The organism is Exiguobacterium sp. R-39, assembly GCF_049942815.1.
In the GTDB taxonomy this organism is placed as follows: Bacteria; Bacillota; Bacilli; order Exiguobacteriales; family Exiguobacteriaceae; genus Exiguobacterium_A.
On sequence record NZ_CP187965.1, the window covers coordinates 1761052 to 1784712 of the forward strand.

The 23661-nt window shown below is 45.2% G+C and carries 24 protein-coding genes; 6 read left to right on the forward strand and 18 right to left on the reverse strand.

The genetic code is table 11. The features are described from left to right. Nucleotides 1–131 precede the first annotated feature (131 nt). From ACP26N_RS09345 to yvfG, 7 genes are all read right to left on the reverse strand, one after another. The gene (locus ACP26N_RS09345) at nt 132–1478 is read right to left on the reverse strand and encodes a sodium-dependent transporter (RefSeq protein ID WP_131972548.1); all 1347 of its coding nucleotides are present in this window, start codon (nt 1476–1478) and stop codon (nt 132–134) included. A 196-nt stretch (nt 1479–1674) separates the two neighbouring features. Further along, nucleotides 1675–2559, reverse strand: a complete 885-nt coding sequence (locus ACP26N_RS09350; protein WP_131502512.1) for a diacylglycerol/lipid kinase family protein — start codon at nt 2557–2559, stop codon at nt 1675–1677. After that, on the reverse strand, nt 2556–4073 hold the full coding sequence (locus ACP26N_RS09355) for an ABC transporter permease/substrate-binding protein (protein WP_131502513.1): 1518 nt from the start codon (nt 4071–4073) through the stop codon (nt 2556–2558). The genes ACP26N_RS09350 and ACP26N_RS09355 overlap by 4 nt, the downstream gene beginning before the upstream one ends. Beyond that, nucleotides 4070–4801, reverse strand: coding sequence for an ABC transporter ATP-binding protein (locus tag ACP26N_RS09360; RefSeq protein WP_114595592.1), 732 nt, complete (start codon nt 4799–4801; stop codon nt 4070–4072). Before ACP26N_RS09360 ends, ACP26N_RS09355 begins: the two co-directional genes overlap by 4 nt. A 145-nt stretch (nt 4802–4946) precedes the next feature. Further along, complete coding sequence (locus ACP26N_RS09365; protein WP_012370627.1) at nt 4947–5153, reverse strand: hypothetical protein; 207 nt, start codon at nt 5151–5153, stop codon at nt 4947–4949. Nucleotides 5154–5213: 60 nt separating this feature from the next. Continuing rightward, entirely contained in the window at nt 5214–5825 is a 612-nt protein-coding gene (locus tag ACP26N_RS09370) for an NUDIX hydrolase (protein ID WP_131972546.1), read from the reverse strand. Continuing rightward, on the reverse strand, nt 5822–6043 hold the full coding sequence (yvfG, locus tag ACP26N_RS09375; protein WP_131502515.1) for a protein YvfG: 222 nt from the start codon (nt 6041–6043) through the stop codon (nt 5822–5824). The genes ACP26N_RS09370 and yvfG overlap by 4 nt, the downstream gene beginning before the upstream one ends. 89 nt (nt 6044–6132) lie before the next feature. On the opposite strand from yvfG, the gene ACP26N_RS09380 reads away from it, so the two are divergent. Together ACP26N_RS09380 and ACP26N_RS09385 are read left to right on the forward strand one after the other, a co-directional pair. Continuing rightward, nucleotides 6133–7707: an FAD-dependent monooxygenase gene (locus tag ACP26N_RS09380; RefSeq protein ID WP_131502516.1), complete on the forward strand. Its 1575-nt coding sequence runs from the start codon at nt 6133–6135 to the stop codon at nt 7705–7707. Nucleotides 7708–7738: 31 nt separating this feature from the next. After that, entirely contained in the window at nt 7739–8047 is a 309-nt protein-coding gene (locus ACP26N_RS09385; RefSeq protein ID WP_131502517.1) for a hypothetical protein, read from the forward strand. 77 nt (nt 8048–8124) lie between these two features. Here the strand turns inward: ACP26N_RS09385 and gpsB are convergent, their stop codons facing one another. The 6 genes from gpsB to recU all read right to left on the reverse strand — a co-directional run bounded on the left by gpsB (nt 8125) and on the right by recU (nt 15904). Further along, nucleotides 8125–8451 (reverse strand): cell division regulator GpsB, encoded by a 327-nt coding sequence (gene gpsB / locus ACP26N_RS09390; RefSeq protein ID WP_131972545.1) that lies wholly within the window; start codon nt 8449–8451, stop codon nt 8125–8127. Between the two features lie 5 nt (nt 8452–8456). Continuing rightward, nucleotides 8457–9017, reverse strand: a complete 561-nt coding sequence (locus ACP26N_RS09395; protein ID WP_131502519.1) for a DUF1273 domain-containing protein — start codon at nt 9015–9017, stop codon at nt 8457–8459. Next, nucleotides 9014–10195, reverse strand: a complete 1182-nt coding sequence (locus tag ACP26N_RS09400) for a ribonuclease H-like domain-containing protein (protein WP_131972544.1) — start codon at nt 10193–10195, stop codon at nt 9014–9016. Before ACP26N_RS09400 ends, ACP26N_RS09395 begins: the two co-directional genes overlap by 4 nt. Then, on the reverse strand, nt 10192–12456 hold the full coding sequence (locus tag ACP26N_RS09405; RefSeq protein WP_426353631.1) for a DEAD/DEAH box helicase: 2265 nt from the start codon (nt 12454–12456) through the stop codon (nt 10192–10194). The genes ACP26N_RS09400 and ACP26N_RS09405 overlap by 4 nt, the downstream gene beginning before the upstream one ends. 106 nt (nt 12457–12562) lie before the next feature. Then, nucleotides 12563–15256 carry a PBP1A family penicillin-binding protein gene (locus ACP26N_RS09410; protein ID WP_426353632.1) on the reverse strand — a complete coding sequence of 898 codons (2694 nt, stop codon included), beginning with the start codon at nt 15254–15256 and terminating at the stop codon, nt 12563–12565. Between the two features lie 33 nt (nt 15257–15289). Further along, a complete protein-coding gene (recU, locus tag ACP26N_RS09415; protein ID WP_188005442.1) occupies nt 15290–15904 on the reverse strand; it encodes a Holliday junction resolvase RecU in 615 nt (204 codons plus the stop codon). Nucleotides 15905–15978: 74 nt separating this feature from the next. Here recU and ACP26N_RS09420 point away from each other — a divergent pair, with 74 nt between their 5' ends. From ACP26N_RS09420 to ACP26N_RS09435, 4 genes are all read left to right on the forward strand, one after another. Next, on the forward strand, nt 15979–16272 hold the full coding sequence (locus ACP26N_RS09420; protein ID WP_026828103.1) for a DUF1798 family protein: 294 nt from the start codon (nt 15979–15981) through the stop codon (nt 16270–16272). Nucleotides 16273–16503: 231 nt separating this feature from the next. Further along, the gene (locus tag ACP26N_RS09425) at nt 16504–16749 is read left to right on the forward strand and encodes a hypothetical protein (protein ID WP_131972541.1); all 246 of its coding nucleotides are present in this window, start codon (nt 16504–16506) and stop codon (nt 16747–16749) included. Nucleotides 16750–17650: 901 nt separating this feature from the next. Next, entirely contained in the window at nt 17651–17857 is a 207-nt protein-coding gene (locus tag ACP26N_RS09430) for a hypothetical protein (RefSeq protein WP_426353634.1), read from the forward strand. A 212-nt stretch (nt 17858–18069) separates the two neighbouring features. After that, nucleotides 18070–18843: a hypothetical protein gene (locus ACP26N_RS09435; protein ID WP_426353636.1), complete on the forward strand. Its 774-nt coding sequence runs from the start codon at nt 18070–18072 to the stop codon at nt 18841–18843. Nucleotides 18844–18857: 14 nt separating this feature from the next. Here ACP26N_RS09435 and ACP26N_RS09440 read toward each other — a convergent pair whose 3' ends face one another. The 5 genes from ACP26N_RS09440 to ACP26N_RS09460 form a co-directional block, all read right to left on the reverse strand. Continuing rightward, nucleotides 18858–19541, reverse strand: coding sequence for a M15 family metallopeptidase (locus ACP26N_RS09440; protein WP_426353638.1), 684 nt, complete (start codon nt 19539–19541; stop codon nt 18858–18860). Further along, nucleotides 19541–20059: a phage holin family protein gene (locus ACP26N_RS09445; RefSeq protein ID WP_426353640.1), complete on the reverse strand. Its 519-nt coding sequence runs from the start codon at nt 20057–20059 to the stop codon at nt 19541–19543. Before ACP26N_RS09445 ends, ACP26N_RS09440 begins: the two co-directional genes overlap by 1 nt. Before the next feature lie 77 nt (nt 20060–20136). Further along, nucleotides 20137–20283 carry a hypothetical protein gene (locus tag ACP26N_RS09450; protein WP_214849028.1) on the reverse strand — a complete coding sequence of 49 codons (147 nt, stop codon included), beginning with the start codon at nt 20281–20283 and terminating at the stop codon, nt 20137–20139. A 32-nt stretch (nt 20284–20315) separates the two neighbouring features. After that, nucleotides 20316–20603 (reverse strand): hypothetical protein, encoded by a 288-nt coding sequence (locus tag ACP26N_RS09455; protein WP_214849025.1) that lies wholly within the window; start codon nt 20601–20603, stop codon nt 20316–20318. Between the two features lie 14 nt (nt 20604–20617). After that, nucleotides 20618–23659 (reverse strand): pyocin knob domain-containing protein, encoded by a 3042-nt coding sequence (locus ACP26N_RS09460; RefSeq protein WP_426353643.1) that lies wholly within the window; start codon nt 23657–23659, stop codon nt 20618–20620. Nucleotides 23660–23661: the final 2 nt, after the last annotated feature.

Genomic DNA, 23661 nt, shown 5'->3' on the forward strand with positions numbered 1-23661 from the left:
TCACCATAATCTTTGACGTGTTGCATCCGCCTCAAGTTTGATTTCTGCGACCTTACCAAAAACAAAAAAAGCCCATCCGCAAAAAAATGCAGACGGACTTTTTCAAAAGACAAGTAGTTACTATATGTTCCTTAAGAACCGAACAACGGCCAAATCAAGATAATCAAAATCGCAACCGGACTCAGATAACAAATACTAAAACGCCAGAATGGCAGTAAGCGTTTCATCATCGGGCTTGTCACAAGTTCTTGTTCAACCAGGGTCCGGTCCAATTTAAATCCGGCAAAAAATGAAATCAACAAGGCACCAATCGGCATAAGGATATTGGAAACGGTAAAGTCCATCCAGTCAAAAACCGTTTTATCCATCCATGTGATGTCAGCTGCCATACCAAATGAAAGAGCCGATGGAATACCGATTACCCCGATTAATATCGTGGCAATGATCGTATTTCGTTTTTTATCCCGGAACGTTGCGGTTTCTTTCCGGTCCGTAATAGCGGACACCACCACTTCAAGCATCGCAATGGAAGAAGTGATCGATGCGAATGCAAACAAGAGGAAAAACAGGACCAAAAACAACGATCCGAATTGGATTTGACTAAACACCGTCGGCAGGACGATGAACAATAACGAAGGTCCTTCCGCCGGATCGAGACCGGATGCGAAAACAGCCGGGAAAATAGCGAATCCTGCAAGCAAAGAGACGACTACATTCAACGACACGATCCAGATCGCGGAACGATTGATTTGTCCCCGTTCCTTCATGTATGAAGCATAAGTCAGCATCGCTGATACGCCTAACGATAAAGAAAAGAATGCTTGCCCTAACGCACTAAGGACCGATGTCCGGTTTAAGGCGGAGAAGTCCGGTTCGATAAAGAAGCGGACTCCTGCCCCTGCGCCTTCAAGCGTCAACGAACGGACGACAAGAATAATGAAACACAGAAACAGTAGCGGCATCATGATTTTACTCATTTTTTCGATTCCTGCCTGTACGCCGCGTAAGACGATCACGCATGTAATGAGCAAGAAGATCAGCTGTCCAGTAATGGCGTAAGCGGGAGAACCGGAGACTGTCGCAAATAATTCACCCAAATCGGCTCCGTTCATCGCCGTTAAATTACCGGAAAATCCTAACACGATATAGATGAGTACCCAGCCACCGATGACACTGTAAAACGAGAGTAACAGAAAACAGGCGATGACACCGAGCCAACCAATAAACGTATATTTTTTATGACCAAGCTCTGAAAAAGCCTGTAACGCTGTTTTTCCACTTGTCCGACCGATTAAAAACTCTGCAATCAGGACCGGTAATCCGAGCAAGAGCGTAAAGGCTAAAAATAATAATAAAAATGCCCCACCTCCGTTTGTTCCCGTTGTATAGGGAAACTTCCAAATGGCGCCCAGCCCAATCGCTGATCCAGCTGCCGCTAAAATAAATCCGACCTTCGAAGCCCATGCATTTCCTTTCATGGCACTCGACCTCCTTTTCAAAAATACTTTTCCATTGTACAAAAGTTCGTCCGGGAAGTCATCCTTTATCAAACATTTTCTTTAAAGCGTCAAAGCATAACCGCATATTCGCGATAAATCGAATGGATTTTAAGATAAAAAAATCGAAGTCCGCGTAATGGACTTCGATTAGTAAATGTTTCAATTGGTGGACACTTTATACTAGTGTATCGATTCGACCACTGTACATCTTTAAATATTCCGGTAATACTTTGACTTCGATTGGCGAATGCATCGCCTTTTCTCCATCCGTATCAATGACTTTCGGAGAGTCGGTTTTTAGAGTGAAACCGCTAGTCAAAACATGCGTAAACGACGGTTCCGTCGCTAGACCGATTTTTTGTAAGATGACATCGCGGATCGTCGTCAAGTTCACTTCGTCGACGATTACGAGATCCAGTTTTCCATCATTGTAAGCCCCTTGCGACAGGTTGGTTTCAATGCCGCCAAGTGATTCGCCGTTCGCTGCTAAAATCAAGACCGCTTCCCCGGTCATTTTTTGACCTTCCGCTAACTCCAGTTCGTACGAAAAAGGCTCTGCTTCCATACTCGACCGGATTGTCGAGAGGTAATATCCCATTTTACCCAAGCGTGCTTTTTCTTCCGTATCAATCCCGATGGACGCTTCCGCAACAAGACCCAGACCAACGAAGTTCAAGAAGTACGTATCATTGACTTGACCAAGATCGACTTCGACGATTTGCTGGGTCGCAATCATCTCAGCGGCTAGTCTTGGAACCATCGGCAAGCCCAAAGTCCTTGCAAAGTCGTTACATGTTCCTCCTGGAATGATACCGAGAATCGGACGGTTTTCTAGTTTCGCAATCCCGTTGATGACTTCAAAAACTGTTCCGTCTCCGCCAATGACGACGAGCGCGTCAAAACCATCCGCTTCTTCTGCGAAACGTAAGGCATCGAGGGCTTGAGCCGTCTGACGGATGACGATTTCATCAAACATCGCTGCCAACGGATCAATCACATCCTGTAAAAGTCCGGCGCGGTTCGTTCCTGCCGTCGGGTTACTGATCAATAATAATCTCATTTCAAAATTCCTTCTTTCCGTAAATAGTCGCGTGCGACTTCGCTCGCTGTTTTTCCACCATAAGCGACCGCTTCATTCATTTTCGACATCTCACTATCGGAAATTTTTCCGTCCAACTGTTTTAATGCCTGTTCGACTTCCGGATACTCATCTAACGTCTCTTGACGAAGAAGAGGTGCTCCCTCGTAAGGCGGGAATAACTGTTGATCGTCTTCCAGGACAACCATATTGTATTTTGCGATTTCCGGATCGGTCGAATAGGCATCAATGACTTGGATGTCTCCCGACTCTACAGCTTTATACCGTAATTTCGGCTCCATCGTCACTACTTCTTTAAAATTAACGCCGTACTTTTCCTGGATCCCTTTGTAACCGTCTTGACGATCTTTAAATTCTAATGTGAATCCGGCTTTTAATTGATCCGCCACTTGCTGTAAATCGGAAATCGTCTTTAATTTGTATTGATTCGCTACTTTTTTCGGAACGGCAACGGCATACGTATTGTTGTAGTTCATCGGTGGCAGTAATGCCAGTTTTTGTTTGACAAGTCCGTCGCGTGCCTGTTCAAAGACGGCTTGTTTATCGTTTGAGACCGGCTTTTCGTTGGTTAGACTGGCAAGGACTGTTCCCGTGAATTCCGGATATAAGTCAATGTCGCCGGACTGTAAGGCTTTATAAACAAATGTCGTTTTTCCGAAGTTCGGTTTGACTTGGACATTCAAATCCGTCTGGTCTTCGATGACTAATTTGTACATATTCATCAGAATTTCTGGTTCGACACCTAATTTACCGGCAACGACCAAATCCGGTTGTTCGGTCCGTCCGAGCGCAAACGGAGTGATGATCAATGTCGCGATTAAAGCAAGTGCGACGACGAGTCGACCCGTTTGGCGTTTTTTTGTAGCAACTTCCGTCTGTCTTAACAACGCATCAAACAAAAGTGCCAACAAAGCGGCAGGAATTGCACCGAGTAAGAGAAGATAATTATCGTTCCGATCAATCCCGAGCAGAATAATTGAGCCGAGTCCTCCGGCACCAATCAAAGCGGCAATCGTCGCTGTCCCGATAATCAGGACCATTGCTGTCCGGATGCCGGCCATCATGACGGGTAAAGCGAGCGGCAACTCGACTTTCATCAGGCTTTGCATCGGTGTCATCCCGCAAGCACGTGCCGCTTCTTTCAAGGAAGGGTCTACTTCCGCCAAGCCGGTGTACGTATTACGAACAATCGGAAGAAGAGCATACAAAACAAGAGCGATGACTGAAGGAACCGTCCCGATTCCAACGAGCGGAATCATCAAGCCAAGCAACGCAAGTGAAGGAATCGTTTGGATGACTGACGTGACGCCGATTGACCATTCACTGAATTTTTGATGCCGCGACAGATAAATGCCGAGGGGAATTGCAATCAGACAGGCAATCACAAGTGATAGAACAGACAGTTGAATATGTTCAATTAAAGCTTGCAGTAATTCAGCTTTCCGGTCCTGATACGTCTCAAACAATCCTGTCATTGGAAAGTCCCCCTGACTTGCCCCATGAATTCTTGAACGAATTCATCCTTACTGGCCAAGATTTCTTCTTTTGTCCCGATTAAAACGATCTCGCCCTCATTCATTAAACAAATCCGGCTGCCGAGTTTTAACGCTTCATTCATGTCATGGGTTACGAATAAGATTGTTTTACCGAGTTCTGCGTTCAATCGCAATAAATCATTTTGTAATTGATCTCTCGAAATCGGATCGAGTGCCGAGAACGGCTCATCCATTAAGATGACGTCTTGTTCTGCCGCTAACGCCCGCATGACACCGACGCGTTGTTGTTGTCCGCCTGAAAGTTCACCCGGATACTTTTTTCTTAAATTCTCATTTAATCCTGTGAGTTGGAACAAGGTATGGACACGTTCTTCCACCTTCTTTTTGTCCCACTTCAGTAAATGCGGCACGACACTTACATTTTCTTCGATCGTCATATGCGGAAATAAGGCAATTTGCTGAAGGACGTAACCAATTTGACGACGTAACTCATGTTCGTCGATCGACATAATCGGTTGACCATTTATCCAAATTTGTCCTTCCGTATGATCAATCAATCGATTGACCATTTTCATCGTTGTTGTTTTCCCACAACCGGACGGACCAATCAGACAAAAGATTTCCCCCTGATTGACTGTAAAGTTTAAATCGCGGACCGCTTTCGTTCCATCTGGATATGTTTTTCCAACTGCTTTAAATTCAATCACGTACGATCCCTCCAACACCTTAATGTAATCAAGTCTATTCTTTAATTATCTTTGTAAAATTTCCCTCATTTAACTTTTCTGAAACCTGCTTTACAAGAATGGAAAACACAAAAAAACCGGCAGAAGATTCTGTCCGGTTCGCTGTTTATTTTGTTTTACGCTCTAATAATTCAATCTCTGATTTGATCAAAACTTGTTTTTCGAATTCAAAACCGAGAGATTCAAAGTTTTTAGTATGCGAGAGGTCACCCACTACTGTATTGGTTAATACAGCTGTGACTTCTGCCACCCAACCTTCTTTTGTTTTTACCATATCACCGACGATATAATCAAATAACTCTTCTTCTTCCATCTTCTTCATCTCCTGACACGTTCAGATATTCTTAATCATATAAAAGAACCTGTGAAAAAGCTAGTATTGCGTCAACGTCCGTAACATCTGCCGTAAAATTTTGGCTGTCAGCCCCCAAATTAAATACTCTTCATGTTCATAAAAATGTTCGACCGTTTTATACGTCCGGTCGACGTATGCATCACGATTCGCCAGACGATCCGTCGGTACGGTTTTACCGGGACGAATTCGCCACTCCATTTCGCCTTGAATCGGTTCCGCTGCAAGTAAGTCAGCGAGCGCTACATAAAAGATGTGGTCGACTTCCATCGGGGATGGGTCGATTTCCTCCGCTGTCAGAATGCCGAGGTACGGATAGATGATGGAGCGATGGGGAGTCACGAGTGGTTCCAATGTCCCGATGATCTCAATATCCGTAAAACTGACGTTCAGTTCTTCCACCGTTTCACGAATCGCCGCTTCTCTTGGTTGTTCGCCCGGATCAATCCTTCCACCCGGAAAAGCAATTTCTCCCGGTTGCGATCGTAACGTCTTCGCCCGAACTTGGAACAACAGATGCACTTCTCCGTCCCGCTCCACTAAAGGAACTAAAACTGCAGCGGCATTTTTAGGAAGTTGTTCCGTCGAAGACGTAAATGCACGCTTGACATCATTTAATTGGAAATCCTTCATCGTGTTTCCTGTGCCACTTTCTGATACGCTTCTTCGAGATGGCGCATCCGAACGATTAAATCGGCATTTTTGGCAATTCGATCCGCTAAAATTGATCCGGCTACAACCTTATAATAGGCATTTAACGCTTGAATTTTCGTCATGTACGCTTCGTTTTGCTGCATGTATTCTCTAAAGTTAGTCACCAAACGTTCTGTCGTAAATAATTGCTCGTTCACTGCTCTCATCCTTTCAGACGGTTTGCCGTCCAGTCGATAGTTTAATGGTAGCGAGTTTCGGCTAAGAAGTAAAATAAGGGGGGCTATCCGTGAAGAAAAAAATAGATGTACTGATCATTGGGGCTGGACCGACCGGCTTAACATTAGCGCTTGCCTTGTCCCGTTACGGACTGACGTTTCGAATCATCGAACGCGCAAGCGGTCCATCTGTCGTTTCAAAAGCAATCGGCATTCAGGCCCGGTCGCTCGAATTGTTTGCACGCCTTGGTGTAGCGGATGCTTTGATGGAGAATGCCATTAAAATCAATCAAGGGAACTTATATGTTAATGGAGCCTGGCAGGCCAAACTTGATTTTACGGATTTAAATACACCGTTTCCTTTCGTCACGTTGTTGCCGCAAAGCGAAACAGAGCGTATTCTTGAAACGCGTTTAAAAGAAGACGGTCATACGGTCGAACGTGAAACAGAGTTGACCGGCTTCGCACAATTTCCGACGTTCGTTACCGCATCGATTCGAAAAAACGATGTCACGGAAACCGTTGATGCTTCTTTTATCATCGGGGCGGATGGAGCCAACAGCTTCGTCCGGCGCGAACTCGGACTTCCGTTCAGCGGTAAGTCTTTTAAGGAATCTTGGGCACTGGCCGACATTGAAGTCGATTGGCCATTATCTTCCGAAGAAGTGCATATCTTCTTCTCTGATCATGGTGTCATTGAATCCTTCCCACTTCAGTCGAATCTTTTCCGGATAACAGGAAACCTGACAAACGGGACTGTCCCGACCGATCATTCTGCCATTGAAGATTTCTTAAAAAATCGCGCAAAGGTTCCATTTACATTGAAGAAGGTCCACTGGTATTCCATGTTCCGGGTGCACAACCGAATCATTGAAAAATTCGGGCACCACCGGATTTATTTAATAGGTGACGCTGCCCATATCAATTCACCGGTTGGCGGGCAGGGCATGAACACCGGAATCGCCGATGCGATGAATTTAGCCTGGAAACTCTGGTGTGTTCACCGCTTCAAGGCAAGTTTCCCCTTACTCGATTCTTACAGCGTCGAGCGGCGTGAAGCGGCACGCGGTATTCTACGTTCTACGAACCTCGCGACTGAATTATTACAGATTAACGTTCCATTTTTACTACCGCTCCAGGAAAAAGTCATTCGGAACAGCCTAAAGATTACACCGTTACATCACTACGTCACGAACCGGATCGCGCAACTTAACAGCAACTATCAAACGTCACGGTTGTTTGTTACACAAGGACGGTTCCCTCTTTTGACACCACGTCCGGGAGAACCGATGCCTTATAGTGAAGTCGTGAATCCGCGAACGAAAAAAAATGAACTGTTATTACGGCGTGCGGACCGCAATTTCCTGCTCTTGCTGTTTCTCCCCCGGGAAGCGAACGAACAAATTCTCCTGCCGTTTAAGGAATTAGCTTATTCTTATCCAGATCTGTTTGAGACCGTTCCGATTCATCAGGAACTGAAAGACGACGGTGTCGTCGACCAAGGTGGCGAACTCGCCCGGAAGTTCGGAATCAAACAAGCCGGTCTCTATTTGATTCGACCAGACGGGTACATTGCGTATCGTCAACAAGGTTTGAAGATTCAATCCTTCTCACGTTATCTTGAACGTTTACTTTATGCCCGTTAAGAACGTATGATAAAGATGAGGTGAGATTTTCATGGACTTTAATACGATTCGGATTATATTGATTGTAGTACTTGTTTTATGTTTTCTCTTCATCGTGACACGGCGGACAAAAGAATCGTTGCGTTGGGTGCTGTTAGGCGAAGAGTTTGGAGAAAAGGGAGAACGGTTGGCCCGTGATCATGACCGGCTCGAACAAGCAGGACTTCATGTCCGGATGGAACGCGGCGTCAAAACATCGTTTCTATTCCGTAGATTCAGTAAGGATTTAGATGATCGTGTAGCACTTTATGTCTTAAAAGAAGAGTTACCGGAAGTAGAAGTGCTTTTGCATCGTTCGTAATACGAAAAACGGATTCTCTATGCAGAGAATCCGTTTTTTCATGCATACCATGATATTTGCTATAAGTAAGACAGAAATCAATCTTCTTGATGGGGACGTCCAAAAACTGCTTTTTCAAGATTAGAAATCCGGCGCAACATATCGTAGTTTGACGAATTAGATGGTGGAGCCGTCACTTCCGGTTCCACTCTTCGTTCTTCCCGTTTGAAACCGACAGAAGAAGATGATGAAGATTTCGCTTCTTCTAGTTCTCGTTTTAAACGCTCGATTTCCCGTTCAAATCCTTCATAATCTTTGATGACTTGATCAAGATAACCATCGACATCTTCAATCACATATCCGCGTAGTCCGGTTTTGAACTCTTTTTTGTAAATATCATCTGCTGTCAATAACGGCTTATACATATGCTTCACTCCCACTGTTCATTGTAGTTCTGCTCTTGTTCCATCATCGCTAAATCATCTTGCGTAATCAGAAACAATTGATAATCCGAACGTTCCATCTCTAGTTTAGCACGTTCCACTAAATACTTGGCGGATCCACCGTGTTCTTCATCATAGACAGACAACAATCCCTGACTCTTTTGAATCATGAATTCTGTTTTATTTCGGAACTGGGATGGATTTTCATACGGTTTTTGACTGATGGCATCCACGAAGTCCGCTTGATTCAACACAGCCAGGTATTGCGCTTGAACCGGCTCTTTCCATTTTGACTCTTGTTCCAAAAAAGGAAGCAGGATTCCCAACCGTATTTCCGGATACTCCTGTTTAAGTTCCAGAATGACTTCACATGCCCAAAGTTCACATCCCGGCGTGGCACTTGTAATGAACCAGGTCGTACCCATGTCTTCGATCAAACGGATTATCCGTTCCCGATAAGCAGCTTTCAAAATGTTGATTCCTGGATGTTTTTGATCAAAAATCCCGAGTTCCGTCGGTTTATATCCTGTTACTGCGACGACATTCATCCGCGACACTTCCTTTGCAGGCGTAAGCTCCGATGGGCTAACTCAGCAGACAATCGTTCTCGCCGCGAAGCTAACAACTGCTGGTTTTCCAATAGACGTTTGGCTTGTTCAGTATAATCATAAGCAACGGATGGTTGTTTGGCAATGTGCTCGGCCCATTTTGCCAGTTCGATGAATCCTTCATACGTTTCACTTTTTTCAAAGCAGATTTTGGCCTTCTCATGTTGGTGCAATTTTTTATATAACCGCCCTTGACGCAACCAGCCTTGAGCCGTCAATTCGTCAGCTTGTCCAAAATGTTCGGCTGATTGTTCATTTATACCTAAATCCGCTAACCAGACCCCGATATTCTCACGGATCCGTGACGTGGCTTCTTGACGGTGCGTCACGAGCCGATTACATTCATCATATAAACTCACCAGTGTTAAACAATCGTGCAGATGATGTTCAAGTACGCCTTCCATAATCGCCGGATTCTGGTGTTCAACATATTGAAAATAATGCATCGGCGCTAAAAATCCCGGTAAATCATCTGTTCGTTCAAATCCGATCCGCTCTTCCATCGCCGTCAAGCGGAACGAATCGTACAGACCTTTGAACATTCGCCGGCAGACATGGAGTAAATCCAAATGACCGACTTTCGGCAGACGGGGAACACGTTCGCGGACAAAGACATGACGTGTCTTAATCTGCGGCCAATCAAAACTTTTTCCGTTGTAGGTGACGAATCGGACATCATCCCCGATATCATGCAGAAAATGGTGATAGAGAGCCGCCTCATAATGCGGGTGCGGTAAAAAATACTGCCGCATCAGCAACTCCCCCTGTTCAAAGCGGGCAAATCCGAGCAAAAAAATCGTCGTCCCCGTTCCCTTTAATCCGGTCGTCTCCGTATCGAAAAATATGACCTGTTCGAGCGGGACATCGAGGGCGAGTGGCGGATGCGGCAACTGCAACGATTCAAACACTTCGGCATACGAACGATGTCCATGTTTGGCTTCCAGTGGATACCGGTGATCGATCCGGACAATCCATTCCTCTTCAAACGTGAGGATATCTGCTCCTCGATCCAGCCATGCGGTTTGTTCCGCTGATGTCATTTGCTCCTGATCCGTCGATGAGGAGCTTGTCGGCTCGGTCTCGGTCGTCTTCAACATCCGTCTCAGCTTATTTTTCATGATAATTCCTTCTCCATTTCAGCTAGCATTCTGATTGTCCGCTCTTTTTCATCAGACAAACCAATCATTCCGATACACGCCGGACAACCATCCTGACAAGGACAGGTCTCGATCGAGTCCCGGGCAGCCCTTAGCATGACACCACGTTGTTTGTAAATCGATTCTGCCAATCCGACACCACCAGGATAACGGTCATACAAATAGATGGTCGGTTTTTGTGTATGCGTCGCTTTGACCTGGGGCACAACGAAGACATCACTGGCATCACACATCAAATACAGCGGGGCGACACGTCTTAAGCTGTTCGCGACGCCTTCGATGACTTGTTCCAGTTCCGTACTCGAGGAAGCTTCTTCCGGCAACGAAAACCAGACACCCGTCGTGTGAATTTCCCGTTCCGGAAGATGAATCGGACCTGATCCGATGTTTTCATGTGTTCCGAACTTTATTTTCTTGAACATCGTGGCCATACCGCGGACACTGACATCCCCTCTGGCGACACTGAAATCTCCGTTCGTGTAACTGTCATCCTCATCGAGCACGGAAAGTTCGACTGAAAAATTGGCATCTGTATAGTAATCGACGTCGACGGCACGAACAAAGGCTTTTTTCTCTTCAAAATCCAAGACCTCGACCTGATATTGATCCGCCCCATGTAAATAGATGGCTTCATCGTGCAACAGCGTCATCGCGCTGAACGTATCCATTTCTCCAATAACACGATTCGGGACTTCTGTTTGGTCCACGATGATGACATTTTCCTGATCACTGGATCGCAGAGAAATACCATGAGCCGGAAACGCATCATTCATCCAATAATAACGTTCCCCGCGTTGATGCAAAACACGTTCTTCGACCAGGTATTCGAGGATATCTTCTGTCTCCAATGTCCCGAACGTCTCGCCCTGCCGGAACGGCAGTTCAAATGCCGCACATTTAATGTGATCGACTGCAATAATCAGATTATCTGGGTCGAGCCGTGCCGCTTCCGGTGATTGATTTAAAAACAATTCAGGACGTTCGGCGACATACTGATCGAGCATCCCGGAAGAAGCGACTAAGATGATCAACGCGTCGTCTTGTCGTCGACCGGCTCGACCGGCTTGTTGCCATAACGAAGCAATCGTTCCCGGATAACCGTTCATGATACAGACTTGTAGTTGCCCGATGTCGACACCGAGCTCTAACGCATTCGTCGAAACGATTCCGGTGATTTCACCTTTACGCAACCGTCTTTCAATATCCCGGCGTTCACTCGGAAGATATCCGCCTCGATATCCTTCAATTGATTTCGGTCCCAGTTCAAACCGGATCAAACTTCGGAGATAGGTCAATAACACTTCGACCCGTACCCGTGAGCGGGCAAAAACAATCGTTTGGAATTTCTTTTTAATAAATCGCGATGCCAATTGTTTTGTCTCAAGGGTTGCCGAACGACGGATACCAAGCTGTGCATTGACGATTGGTGGTTGATAGACGATAAAATGTTTCCGACCGGTTGGTGCCCCGTTGTCGTCAATCAATTGGACTTTTTTCTCTGTCAAACGTTCCGCTAATTCTTGCGGATTGGCAATCGTTGCACTTGTCATGATAAAGATCGGATCACTTCCATAATAACGGCAGATCCGTCGCAACCGGCGAATGACATTCGCTACATGGCTTCCAAATACCCCACGATACGTATGCAGTTCATCAATAACGATATGCGATAGATTTTCAAACAATTCAATCCATTTCGTATGGTGTGGCAAGATTCCGGAATGCAACATATCCGGATTCGTAATGACGATGTTCCCGGCTTTTCGAACTTTTGTCCGAATCGTCGGTGATGTATCCCCATCGTACGTAAAACAACGGATCGGCGCTTCCATCTCATCAATCAGCTCCAACAACTCACTGTTTTGATCTTGGGCCAATGCTTTAGTCGGATACAGATACAGTGCCCGTGCATTCGGATTTTCTAAGAGATGGGATAAAATCGGTAAATTAAAGCAATAGGTTTTCCCTGAAGCCGTCGGTGTTACAATCACCGTTGATTCACCGCTTTGGACGGTTCGAAACGCTAATTCCTGATGGCGATACAACGATGTGATGCCTCTGCCTTCCAGTGCCTGGCGTAAACGCTCCGGCATCGCTTTCGGAAACGGTTCATAACGTCCGGCAGTCGCTTCCATCGTTTTCATATATGTGACACGTTCCATGAAGGAACGATCGGCTTTTAATTCTTCTAAATAGGTAACAAGTGATTGTCTTGATTCCATTGCCCCACTTCCTTCCTGACCTCCATTATACAAAAAAAGAGAAGCAAGACCGAAGAAACGGGTGTGTTTCTTCGGTCTTATCTTCTTCAAGTAATCTCTTTACTCGTTATTGCTGATTTTCTGATTCTGATTGTTGCTCGGCGGGCGCATTATCCTGACCGCGCCCTTGGTTGCCGTTTGATGAATTTCCTCTGTCCGACTGAGTAGATGCTCCGTCGCTTGAGGCTGGCTCATCCGTTGCCGGTTGATCTGTTGCCGGTTCATCTGTTGCCGGTTCATCTGTTGCCGGTTCATCCGTTGCCGGTTCGTCTGTCGCCGGTTCGTCCGTTGCCGGTTCGTCTGTCGCCGGTTCGTCCGTTGCCGGTTCGTCCGTTGCCGGTTCGTCCGTTGCCGGTTCATCCGTTGTCGGTTCGTCCGTTGTCGGTTCATCCGTTGCCGGTTCATCCGTCGTCGGCTCGTCCGTCGTCGGCTCGTCCGTCGTCGGTTCTTCTGTTTCGACGTCTGCAACAGTCACAGTCGTTGATACCGGACCAGACTGTTCCCCGGATGCTTTCGCAACGACTGTGAACGTCGTCCGACCCGGATCAAGTCGATTAATGCCCATCCGATTCGTTGAGCTGGTGCCAAGCAACGACTGTTTTCCATCCGGATCCGTCATCGTCACTTCAAACGACACGCTGTCATAGCCGTTTGTCCGAAGGGCAGAATCATTGTAACTCCATGTCAGTTCACCAGACTCCGAGTCTTCATTGTAAGATGCTTGTAAGCCAGTCGGAGCTGGTACTGCCTTTTTTTCGACAACCGGCTCTTTTGTCCCTTTGACATACAGTTCATCCCCGATACTGAGGACAGAACTCGGTTGCTCAAACGGAGCAGGTGTCCGGTCACGCGTTTTCGTGACAAAATCTTTCCAAATGTTTTGCGCCATCGTACTGTTTGTCGGTCCGCTTAAACCGGCACCGTTGTTGTTACCCGACTTCGTTGTTCCCGTCCAGACACTGATCGAGACATCAGAGGTGTAACCGGCAAACCAAACATCTTTATAGGCATTGGTTGTTCCGGTTTTACCTGCTGCGTCAAAAGCAAGAGCGGCACTCGGGAACGTCCCGCCCGGTTTGAGAACATCACGTAACATATCGGTTAACATATAGGCTGTATAATCCTGCATTGCTTTTTTCGGTTTGACCGGTGATTTGATTTTTGAACCATCGCTGTATTCAATCGTTTTGATGATATGCGGTTTGATGTAGTCACCGCCATTACCAAGCGTCGCATAGGCAGAAGCCATTTGCGTCGTATTGAAGCCGTGTTTCATCCCGCCAATTGCATAAGCCGGTGAAATCGATTCGTCTTTTTCTAAACCTAATCCGGACTTAGCTGCAAAACTTTCAACCGTATCGCCGCCGATTTGTTGGAACGTTTGAATGGCAGGCGTATTGGCAGAAATCTTCAGCCAGTAGCGAATTGTATTTGTTCCACGGTAACCGTCATAGTAGTTGCCGATTTTTTTGCCGTTTACTTCTGTTTCCTGGTCGGTCATCATTTTAGCCGTTGACCATTTCTCATTTTCAATGGCTGGTCCATATGCGAAAAATGGTTTCGCTGATGAACCGGGTTGGTGCGGTTCTTTGGCAAAATTACGCCGCGAAGTGCCTGTACCCGGTTTTTTCCCGTCAACAATCCCTAAAATTTCACCCGTTTGTGTATTGACCGCCGTGGCCGCTGCTTCCGCGTAATCCGGCAACTGGACGACTTGATCTTTTTTAATCGCTTCGTTCATATAATCATGCATCGGCTTATCAATTGATGTATAAACTTTCAATCCTTGACCGTAGATATCCTTGCCTTCTAAGCCAAAGACGTCTTCCAACTCTTGCGACACCATATCAAAGATGACGCTGTCGTAAGCCGCATCGTCTTTTGATTTTGGTGCTGGGTTGATCAATTTTGAAATCGGTTGATTGACTGCTTTATCACGTTGTTGTTGCGTGATGACACCTGTCGTCAACATCGCATCCAAGACTTGCGTTTGACGCCATTTCGTTAACTTCGGATCTCCTTGAATCGGATCGTAAGCCGATGGACGTTGCGGTAAGCCGGCAAGCATCGCCGCTTCTGCATAGTTCAACTTATCGACCGTCTTGTCGAAGTAGGCTTTTGAAGCCGTTTGAATTCCGTATGATTCTTGACCGTAATAGTTTTTATTCAAATACATCTCAAGGATCTGTTCTTTCGTGTAGTCCCGTTCCAACCGGATCGCTAACCATTGTTCCTGGACTTTCCGGGTAATGGTCTTGTCTGAACTTAAAAACGATTGTTTGATGACCTGTTGCGTGATCGTTGAAGCTCCCTCAGAACCAAAACCATCTGTGATGTTGGCAATGATGGCGCCGCCCAAGCGACGGAAGTCGATTCCGTTATGCTGATAGAAGCGTCGATCTTCGATTGAAATAAAGGCATCTTTTACGACATCAGGAACTTCTTTAATCGACACATACTCCCGACTCGTCCCACCCTTTTTGATTTCTTCTTTATTGCTCGCATAAATTTTTAGCGGGAGTGCATCACGTAACTTTGATTCATCAAGTTCCGGTGCGGTCGCGACAGCATATGCTGCGAATCCTCCACCTGCAATCATCATTAGGATGAACAATCCTGTCGCGATCAGTAGGAGCTTTTTCCAAAGTGGACCTTTACCGCCGGTCCCGCCTGATTTTTTCTTTTTCGGACGTTTTGTCCGATTCGTTTGTTTGGCTGACGTCTTCGTTTCTTCACGACGTGCGACACGACTTCTTTCCATATGCTATCCTTCTCCTTCAATCTGTAAAGTTTCTCAAGTGAAATATAACTCGTCCACTGCTGGTAAATAATCAATCGCAGGAAACGCACCTGTCTCGAGTTTTTTTCCATGCCGTTCGATTTCGTCTAGCGGAATCGATTTTCTGCCCGTTTCCAGTTGCTCCCACCAGGGGAACAAATGCTCTGCAGACAACACATATTGCACATTATACATACTGAATCGAATGATGACAAAACAAATTCCTCCATGTGCGATACATTGACGCATATGCTCGATTTGATGGGTATGAAAGTTTTTTAAGGGGAAGGATGTTTTATGATTGGTTTCCTTCGCTTCAAAATCGATGTATTTTCCGCGGTACACACCATTATAGTCGGTTGTCGAAGGTTGCTTGAAGTACGCTTCCTTGACGACGGCTGCCGACCGTTTCGGATAATCGACTTGGACGATTTGTAGAGGGGTCGGTTTCTTGTGAATGATTGCCCGATTATGCGTCAAATAAAACATATTACTTTCATTGATGAGTTTCTCAAGCTTCATTCCGCGATTTGAAAAAGTCGATTCCTTAGAGCGTGCACTTCGGATCGCCATACCATGCGGTTCTACTGGTTTCTGAAATTTTTTACCGTTCGGGTAATTCAAAAGGATTCCCCTCCTAACGCGTTTATTGTACCATGATATGTGATTGTATCGTATCGGCCGAGAGGAGTAGTTAAAAACAAATGACAATAGAACCGTTACTTCAGGATATCGAACGGATTTACCAGGCTGGACGAAATGGTCAGGAATATGACTTTCAAACGGATGTCATCCCCTTCGTCGCACAAGCAGACGTCCTGATTGAAGCCTGGCAACAAAATGCACAGAACAGTCCTTATTTGCGCCCGGCGATGGTCGAGAGTGCCGTTGACCAGTTAAAACAACTGTCCGTCCAGGCATTTCAACCGAAAACCAGTTTAAAACGCTTTAACGAAACCATCAAGTCTGTCCGTTATATCGATCAACTAATGCAATGAGTCAGAGGACTTCTGTTTTCAGATAAGCAATTTAGAAAGTTTCGTGATACCTTTCTTTGCATATCATCTTCTGATATATTTTCAATGTGAAATAAGGATTTTTATACACTCCGAAAGGAGACTCATTCTACAAATGTCAGAATGACAATTTGACGGATTTTAATCAAACAAAGCATAATGAGAAACAGCAAAGCGTTATACAACTCGCTCTGCTACGAAAGGAAGTTGTTTATGTCATCCAAAAAAATGTGGTCGGTAGAAGGTTATGAAGAGCACGGTGTAGAGAACCATCAAAAAGCAACTATGACTGAAACGTTTACGAATGAGGCGGATGCTCGTAAAGCCGCAAAAAAAATGGCGGATACGTACGATCAACTCGATGTCTATGTCATCTATACGAATACGTCAAGCGGTAAAGCAGAAGAAAAATTCTTTAATTCTGATGGATCTTACAGTGAAGAAGGATTTGAATGGTAACATCCCAGCCGTCTATAGGACGGCTTTTTTGTATAACAAGTCTAATTAAAAACAATCTCCCCCCTCTTCTATCGAGCTGCTCATTCCTTTTTTAACAAGAAACATCCTGTTGTCTTTTCCCGAAGCTTCTCCTATTCGAGTAAATGACCGGGTCACTTCATCACGTTACGCTTCTCATTTTTTTATGGGGGGTGTGGTGCCATTTGATCCATCGTCCATTTCACGAAAAATATCCCCACTGTCATAATCAGGCAGGAAGCAGAAGCTATATGACGAATATAAAAAAAGACCCCCACTACCGGTAAACGGGCAGTCCGAATCTGCTTTGGATGCGATGAACGAGAAAAGCGATACTGAGACACATCCTCGTCTGTCTGGACGAAGTCCACAGAACCGTGTCGAGAAAAAATTGGTCATGCAAGTTGTGCAATAACCATGGATTTATATAGCCGTGTCAGTGTAAAGTTACATAAAGAGGTAATAAATGTGCTTGGTTTTAATAAAAGTGTGCAGTATGTGTGCAATTGGAGGAGATTCGCTTGAATAAAAGAGAACCAAGAAACGTGAAAAACGTTGATGTCAAAGGATTTCCTAGGACTACAAACCCAACAGCCAAAAAATACGTCATGTTCGTTGATGAGACGGTGGTTGGGAATAAGCGTACTATATAATAGGAAGTAACATGAATCAGTTCCGTTCACAATCTCTTTTCTTCTTGTTTTGCAACATATAGCTAGTGTGAAATTGAGTGTGTAATCAGAAGAAATATCATAAGTGTGCAATAAGGTGTGCAATGAAAAATTGCACACCTTATTCGTTTCTAAGCGAGGAATATGTGGTAAATACTCATAAATTAGTTAATGTGCAGCTGCTCGTCGTGGGAACGGGAGGTTAGCAATCGATGAAAATTTTACTGCTTGGAGATAATCAATTAGCAATCACTGGGGACATGTTCGAAATCAGACGGGTCATGGAACAACTGACGATCGGGAACCAAGTTGACTTATTGTTACGAACGGAATGCATGACCAAAATAAATGTCGTATTGTCTCCTACTCAACAAGCATCCGCTCCGTTAAATGAACAAGTCGTACTGAGTTTAGATTAACCATCCATGCAACGGGAAAGGGGAAGATCCCCTTTCGCTTTCGCCCCGGCTCCACTCTAACCGTTTAACCGTGCCCCGCTAGATCTTCCCCGCATCCCTTATGGGAAGTCTAAATTATATCATTTAAATTCCTTATTTACCCATTTTAAAACAATCAAATTTGATTCGATTGTTCTGACGGTCATTCTTTTTTGCCAAAAGGAGTGGATGGCATGGGAGTACTAGGAGATTATTCAGCAGCTATTGCAGCTATTGCAGCGGCTGCATCAGCTGGAATAAGTTTATGGCAGTTCAACGCACAAGTTAATAAGCAAAAAGAAAGAGAGCGCCCAAACTTAATCCCATTAAATAAAGACGTTTATTTAAATAAGAACGATGAATTTTTGGATATGCATATAGGTAATGACTGGCAAGAATCTCGCTATGAGAAGCAAACATCAATGAAAATTTATGACTCCTTTAGTCAATTTACTTTTCCTATTATGAATACTGGTGGATCTGCAGCTATAAAAGTGAAAATTATATACTCCTTGGAAAATGCATTTAATTCAATAAAAGAAATTGATACCGAAGAAATTAAGGTTACATTAGAAAATCCAGAGTGTAAACAACTGCCTGACAATGAAGAGTTTTCATTTACGCTCACGCAACATGTTCCTTTGTTTCCAAAAGAAAAAACAGTATCAGAATCGTTTAAAATTCAAGAAACAGAGTTTAGAATGCCCTTGATAAAGAATAATGAGTCCGAAAATATACGTCTCCCTTTCTATTTTTTAGTTTTAAATAACCTTTATTTAGACGGCCTTCAGGACGCCAAGCCTCGATTACGATTTACTATTATTTATGAAGATCAGAATCATGAAAAACATCATGCCAGCTACAGGGTAGAACTGAAAAAGCAAAAAGTGAATCCGCATTATGATAAGGAAGAACACTGGCTAGATTTTACGAAAATAAAAACAAACAACAAAAAAGCCCACCCGTGAGGGTAGGCTTTGGTTTAAAACAATGTATTCCATGTCGCGAGGCCAACAACTTTGTCTGCTTCAAGTTTTTTACGCTTTTGATAAGCTCCTACCTTGTCAGCAGTCTGCTGATCGTACTTACCAGTAACAGCTGCTCCAACAGCACGTTGAACACGTTCGATATCCTTTTTGAACATGCCTTTCGCTCCTTTATAGAGCGGATTGCCCGGATACGGGACGATTGCTTTCCCGTCACCTTGCGCCGGCTTTGTTTTAGCTGCAGGTTTTGAAGCTGGTGTGGATCCAAGTACCTTGTCTGTCCCATACCCTTCGTACTCATACTGCAGGTGCGGCGAGTCAATGAATGTTTCATCCCGTTGGCTGCCGTCCGAGTCCCAGTCCCCGCCCCATGTGAATCCGAGACGTTGAGCTTCTTTAATGGCTTTCTGGATGCTCGAGGCATTATAACCACCCCATAATGCTTTGCCGTCCTTGACCGGTACAAAATCGAGTGCCTGGCCAACAATATGATAGGAATACATCGTTTGCGATGCGCCGGATGCAACGTTCGCTCGTTGTTCAGCAACAGTACGACGAGCATCATAAACTAAGACCTCAATACCATTCTTGACAAGATACTCGTACCATTTGAGTGCGAGTCGTTTTGTGTTCGGTGCTAGTTCGTTTAAAGTTGCGCGGTTTCGTTTATCGTAATACATTATTTTGCCTCCTTTTGTTTTTCATCAAACTTTACTTCAGCAATGCTCACTTCACTTGAAATCGGTGTTACTTGTTCTTCTTCCGCTGCTGCATTCTCGATGATCGAATCAATCGTGCGCGGTTGTTTCTCTTCTTGGAGCTGGGTCAATACATCTACTAACTGTTGCGGCAACGGGACACCAAGCAAGGCAAAGTTTTCGGTGACGGACAGAGCCTCCCGTGCAATGTAGTAATAAAGGACAAGCGTCCGCATGATTGGCAACCCGTTATTGACTAGTTCGTCCACCAACACCGCAATGATGACCACAATAAAAACGACGCCCTTTCGGACGCCGCCCCAAAACATTACATCGGAATTAACCTTCTTCAACTTATAGGCAGCTAAGAAGCCGCTCATGTAATCGACGACCATTAAAACTACTAGAATCTTCAGTGCAGTATCCCACCCTCCCATCAATGCTGTGATGACTGTCCCTATTAAGGCAATCGATCCCTCAAAAAAATAATGTGTCTTCATAAATTCACTCGCTTCCTTATTCACGATTTTGGAAAATAAAAAAAACGTCTTCATTTTGTTTCCAAATGTTAGACGTTTTAAGAACTTGAGTTTTGAGGTGTTCCAAGGATTGCGTTTGCTTCTTCCTGAGTCAGCCGTTTTGCTTCGACTTGATAAAGGACATATGATTCATCGCACCGTCGTTCTTTCCACATTTTCAATACAAATGGATACATTACGCTCATTTGAATAACCTCCCGTTTTTGTTTGTTTTATATCAAAGCTGTGACGTTGTTAGCATCATCACGATGTCTTCAAGCATCGCCACGCTGGATTTTAAGTCTATATTTTCCTTCTCGAGTTGTTCAATCCGTTCGGAATCATTCAAGCCAGGTGGTTTGAAGTAACAAATATGATTGTCTGGATCAAACATGAGCACGTCGTTTTCTTTTTCTGGTTTTGGTAATGAATCATCTAACTTAATGAAATCAAGCATGGTTGAATCTTCCGAATAGAAAACGGCCGTAACTTTATTTCTTTCGTCGTGCTGAACAAATGTATTCATTGGTTACCCTCCTATTATTCAATGTCAATTGCGACCCAGTTAACCCCGGTTGATGACGTGTTTGTTCTGGTTACATAGATTGTGCAACCTGTCGTAGAAGCACTAAACGCTGCAACACCCGTGACAGAACTACCAGGAACGGTTGTGTTTGCCGAAACAATGACGGTCGGCATCTTTTTGAACGGCGTCGGGAATGTGATATTAACACCCGTTGGAACGTTTGCAGCACTAGGTGTAATCGACAATGAACCAGTTTGGATGTTTTGTTGGCCGTACATCGGGGTCCACGTACCCCAAACACCGGTAGATAATCGACGTCTGATATACGTTAAAACGATTACTGTATTACTGTGAGCAACTTGCATAAGCGTCACACCGTCTGTCGGGTGTTTCATTACATGCAGGAACCATCCTTGATCTGGCAATGGTGCATTTGCTTGTCCGGTTACCGCATAAAAGTAACCTGGTCCGGTTGCCTGGTTAAAGTCAGTGATTGAAGCGAGACCAGACCCGTTCGCTTGTGTAAGCGGGTACAATTGCGAGTTGTTCCATTTTGCTTTCTCAGTATCGTTTGTAAAGCGGTGCATCGAATCTTCTGCGATGTTTACGCCCCAATTGCCCCAGCTAACCCCGCCATTTAGTGAGCGGCGATAATAAGAAAGCATTTCCATGTTGTCTGAATAGGACACTTGCACAATCATTTGACCGCTGACTTTTACATCGATGAACCAGCCAAACACATCATCTGGAACGTTTAGACCGAATTTAGGGATATAGTACCGACCTTCAATATCGAGATAGTTGGCGTTCGTTTCACCAGTGATCCGATCCGCAATCTCCACGTTTGGCTTACCCGTGATTTCTCCCCATGCCACATTTCCCCATGCTACGGAATTGGCTGTTGCTCCCGCTTTAAGGACTTTACCGCTGTTCGTTGTTCCTGTTGCCGGGATATGAGAGTTGCCATCACCCGTTGGATGAGCGTAAACGGCGACTTGCGTTCCATCAATCGCTATATTTCCGTTTGTCGCGCTGTTCGTCGTCTTGTTGGCGCCTGTTGAAATGCTGTTCAACTTCGTTTTATCTGCGGCCGATTGGAACCCGCTCGCGCTCGTTGTAGCGTCTGTGTGAGTGTGTGTTGTAGCGGACTTCCCATCGAGTGCTGTTTGTAATCCCGTGACGTCTCCGATTGCGTGACCGTGTGCCGATGGTGCGAACGTAGAAGGGACGCCCGTCAATTCGCTATATGCCACGTTGCCCCATACCGGTGATGCCGGCATTGATCCTGCTTTCAAAACTTTGTTGAGATTCGTGGTTCCTGTCGCCGGAACGTGCAAATTACCGTCGCCGGTTGGATGTGAATAGTTATTGGCGTTTGCTGCAATGCCTGTTAGCTTCGAGAAATCGGCAGCGCTCATTAAGCCCGCTACCGATGCCGTTGCTACTGCTGACGTTGCAAGTTCAATCCAAGTGGACCAGACAAGCGGTGAACCCACACCATAACGCGTCCATAGTTTCTTATTGCCGGAATCAAAAACTAATTGTGTGATTCTATCCACCGCGGATGCAGCGACTAAAATACTGCCGTATGCGAAACCGGCAGGACCGTTTGTGACAGGTGAACCGATGGCCGTTACCTGTGTTGTCGTGTACGTGTTTAGATCGGCGTTATTCACGCGCGTATCATTTCGCGGTACCGACGCATTTTTCGCATTGGTTTCAGCGGTATTTGCTTTCGTTTGCGCTCCTGTCGGCGTTTCTTTTGCAGCATAGGACGCTTTTTCATCATCGGTTGTAAAACGATGCGTAGCATCTTCTGTAATCATGGTTGCCGAGTGTGTAGTGGGATGGGCGTACACGACTTGCGGTGTTCCATCGATTGTGATTTGTCCGTTTGTCGCACTGTTTAGCGTTTTATTCGCACCAGGTGAAACACCATCTAATTTTGCTTTATCCGCTGCAATCATTAGACCGTTTGCCGTTGTGGTTACTGCTGTTTTTTCCGCTTTTGCATTCCAGGCAGTCCGTTCAGCCGCTTCAATGTGCTTGACAGCATCTGCTGCATGGGCGTTTACTTTCGCTTGCGCACCGGCGGTTGTCTCAACTTCTAACCAGTCATTCCATACGCCATTGTAATAGACACGCCAAAATTTTCGGTTATTTACTGCTGGTGTTGAATTTGCGACAAACTCTTGTACAAGATAATTCGCACTAACTGCATGAATCAAAGACCACCCTGTTGTAAAATTGGCGGGTCCGTTCGTCATACCCGATCCGTAATAAAAACCAGTATCTTTTAAGTTGTTCATATCTGCATTTGTCGATGAAATAGAATAGCCGTTTGATTCGGTTAATTTCTTTAATTGAGCCGCATCCCATTTCGCTCGTTCCGTTGCGTTCGTGTGACGGATACTATCATTGTTGTGGTTCGTGTAGTCGGTTTCGACTTCGTTGATTGCCAGGACGACGCTTCCTTTCGCTGTCGTGGCAAGCGTTGCCAGGGAACCGACTTTAATATCAGCCGCCAATTTTGTGTCAGTGATCGAACCATCTGTAAGGTTTGCGGTCGGGATCAGCGGGATTTGAACGATTGGAATTTTTGTTGTGACATCCAATGTGGCGACGCCGTTTGCCGCGGCTCGTTGTGTGAGCGGGATTTTTGCGTCTGCCGCTGTCTTTGTTTCGTTGATTGCTGCCGTTACTGAACCTTTTGCCATCGTCGTGAGTGTAGCTAATGAACCCACCTTGACGTCTGTCGCTAAATCGGTGTTAGTGATTGAATTGTCCGTGATTTGAGCGGAACCAATTGCCGGCAATTGTGAAGCGGTCAATTTGCTATCCGCTCCGAGTGTAGCGACACCACTTGCAGCGCCTAATTTTTCGGAATGAACCGAACTTAACTGCAATTCTTGTAATGCGTAATAGGTATTGTACATATGCCAGTTCCACCAGGCAGCGGGCGGCTTTTCGCCGATCGCCCATCCTGCATCAATTTTTGATTGCGGCGGCTTTGTACCGGCATTTTTCCATTCTGGAAGTGGTTTTGAATAAGGCATGA

Excerpts from the sequence above, each read along its gene's own strand:
- ACP26N_RS09425 (WP_131972541.1), top strand. The coding sequence starts at position 16,504 with ATGTCATCCAAAAAAATGTGGTCGGTAGAAGGTTATGAAGAGCACGGT.
- ACP26N_RS09440 (WP_426353638.1), bottom strand. The coding sequence starts at position 19,541 with ATGTATTACGATAAACGAAACCGCGCAACTTTAAACGAACTAGCACCG.
- ACP26N_RS09445 (WP_426353640.1), bottom strand. The coding sequence starts at position 20,059 with ATGAAGACACATTATTTTTTTGAGGGATCGATTGCCTTAATAGGGACA.
- ACP26N_RS09405 (WP_426353631.1), bottom strand. The coding sequence starts at position 12,456 with ATGGAATCAAGACAATCACTTGTTACCTATTTAGAAGAATTAAAAGCC.
- ACP26N_RS09370 (WP_131972546.1), bottom strand. The coding sequence starts at position 5,825 with ATGAAGGATTTCCAATTAAATGATGTCAAGCGTGCATTTACGTCTTCG.
- ACP26N_RS09350 (WP_131502512.1), bottom strand. The coding sequence starts at position 2,559 with ATGAGATTATTATTGATCAGTAACCCGACGGCAGGAACGAACCGCGCC.
- ACP26N_RS09430 (WP_426353634.1), top strand. The coding sequence starts at position 17,651 with ATGAAAATTTTACTGCTTGGAGATAATCAATTAGCAATCACTGGGGAC.
- ACP26N_RS09395 (WP_131502519.1), bottom strand. The coding sequence starts at position 9,017 with ATGAATGTCGTCGCAGTAACAGGATATAAACCGACGGAACTCGGGATT.
- ACP26N_RS09345 (WP_131972548.1), bottom strand. The coding sequence starts at position 1,478 with ATGAAAGGAAATGCATGGGCTTCGAAGGTCGGATTTATTTTAGCGGCA.
- ACP26N_RS09420 (WP_026828103.1), top strand. The coding sequence starts at position 15,979 with ATGACAATAGAACCGTTACTTCAGGATATCGAACGGATTTACCAGGCT.
- ACP26N_RS09435 (WP_426353636.1), top strand. The coding sequence starts at position 18,070 with ATGGGAGTACTAGGAGATTATTCAGCAGCTATTGCAGCTATTGCAGCG.
- ACP26N_RS09450 (WP_214849028.1), bottom strand. The coding sequence starts at position 20,283 with ATGAGCGTAATGTATCCATTTGTATTGAAAATGTGGAAAGAACGACGG.
- ACP26N_RS09385 (WP_131502517.1), top strand. The coding sequence starts at position 7,739 with ATGGACTTTAATACGATTCGGATTATATTGATTGTAGTACTTGTTTTA.
- ACP26N_RS09365 (WP_012370627.1), bottom strand. The coding sequence starts at position 5,153 with ATGGAAGAAGAAGAGTTATTTGATTATATCGTCGGTGATATGGTAAAA.
- ACP26N_RS09455 (WP_214849025.1), bottom strand. The coding sequence starts at position 20,603 with ATGAATACATTTGTTCAGCACGACGAAAGAAATAAAGTTACGGCCGTT.
- ACP26N_RS09410 (WP_426353632.1), bottom strand. The coding sequence starts at position 15,256 with ATGGAAAGAAGTCGTGTCGCACGTCGTGAAGAAACGAAGACGTCAGCC.
- ACP26N_RS09460 (WP_426353643.1), bottom strand. The coding sequence starts at position 23,659 with ATGCCTTATTCAAAACCACTTCCAGAATGGAAAAATGCCGGTACAAAG.
- gpsB (WP_131972545.1), bottom strand. The coding sequence starts at position 8,451 with ATGTATAAGCCGTTATTGACAGCAGATGATATTTACAAAAAAGAGTTC.
- ACP26N_RS09400 (WP_131972544.1), bottom strand. The coding sequence starts at position 10,195 with ATGAAAAATAAGCTGAGACGGATGTTGAAGACGACCGAGACCGAGCCG.
- ACP26N_RS09355 (WP_131502513.1), bottom strand. The coding sequence starts at position 4,073 with ATGACAGGATTGTTTGAGACGTATCAGGACCGGAAAGCTGAATTACTG.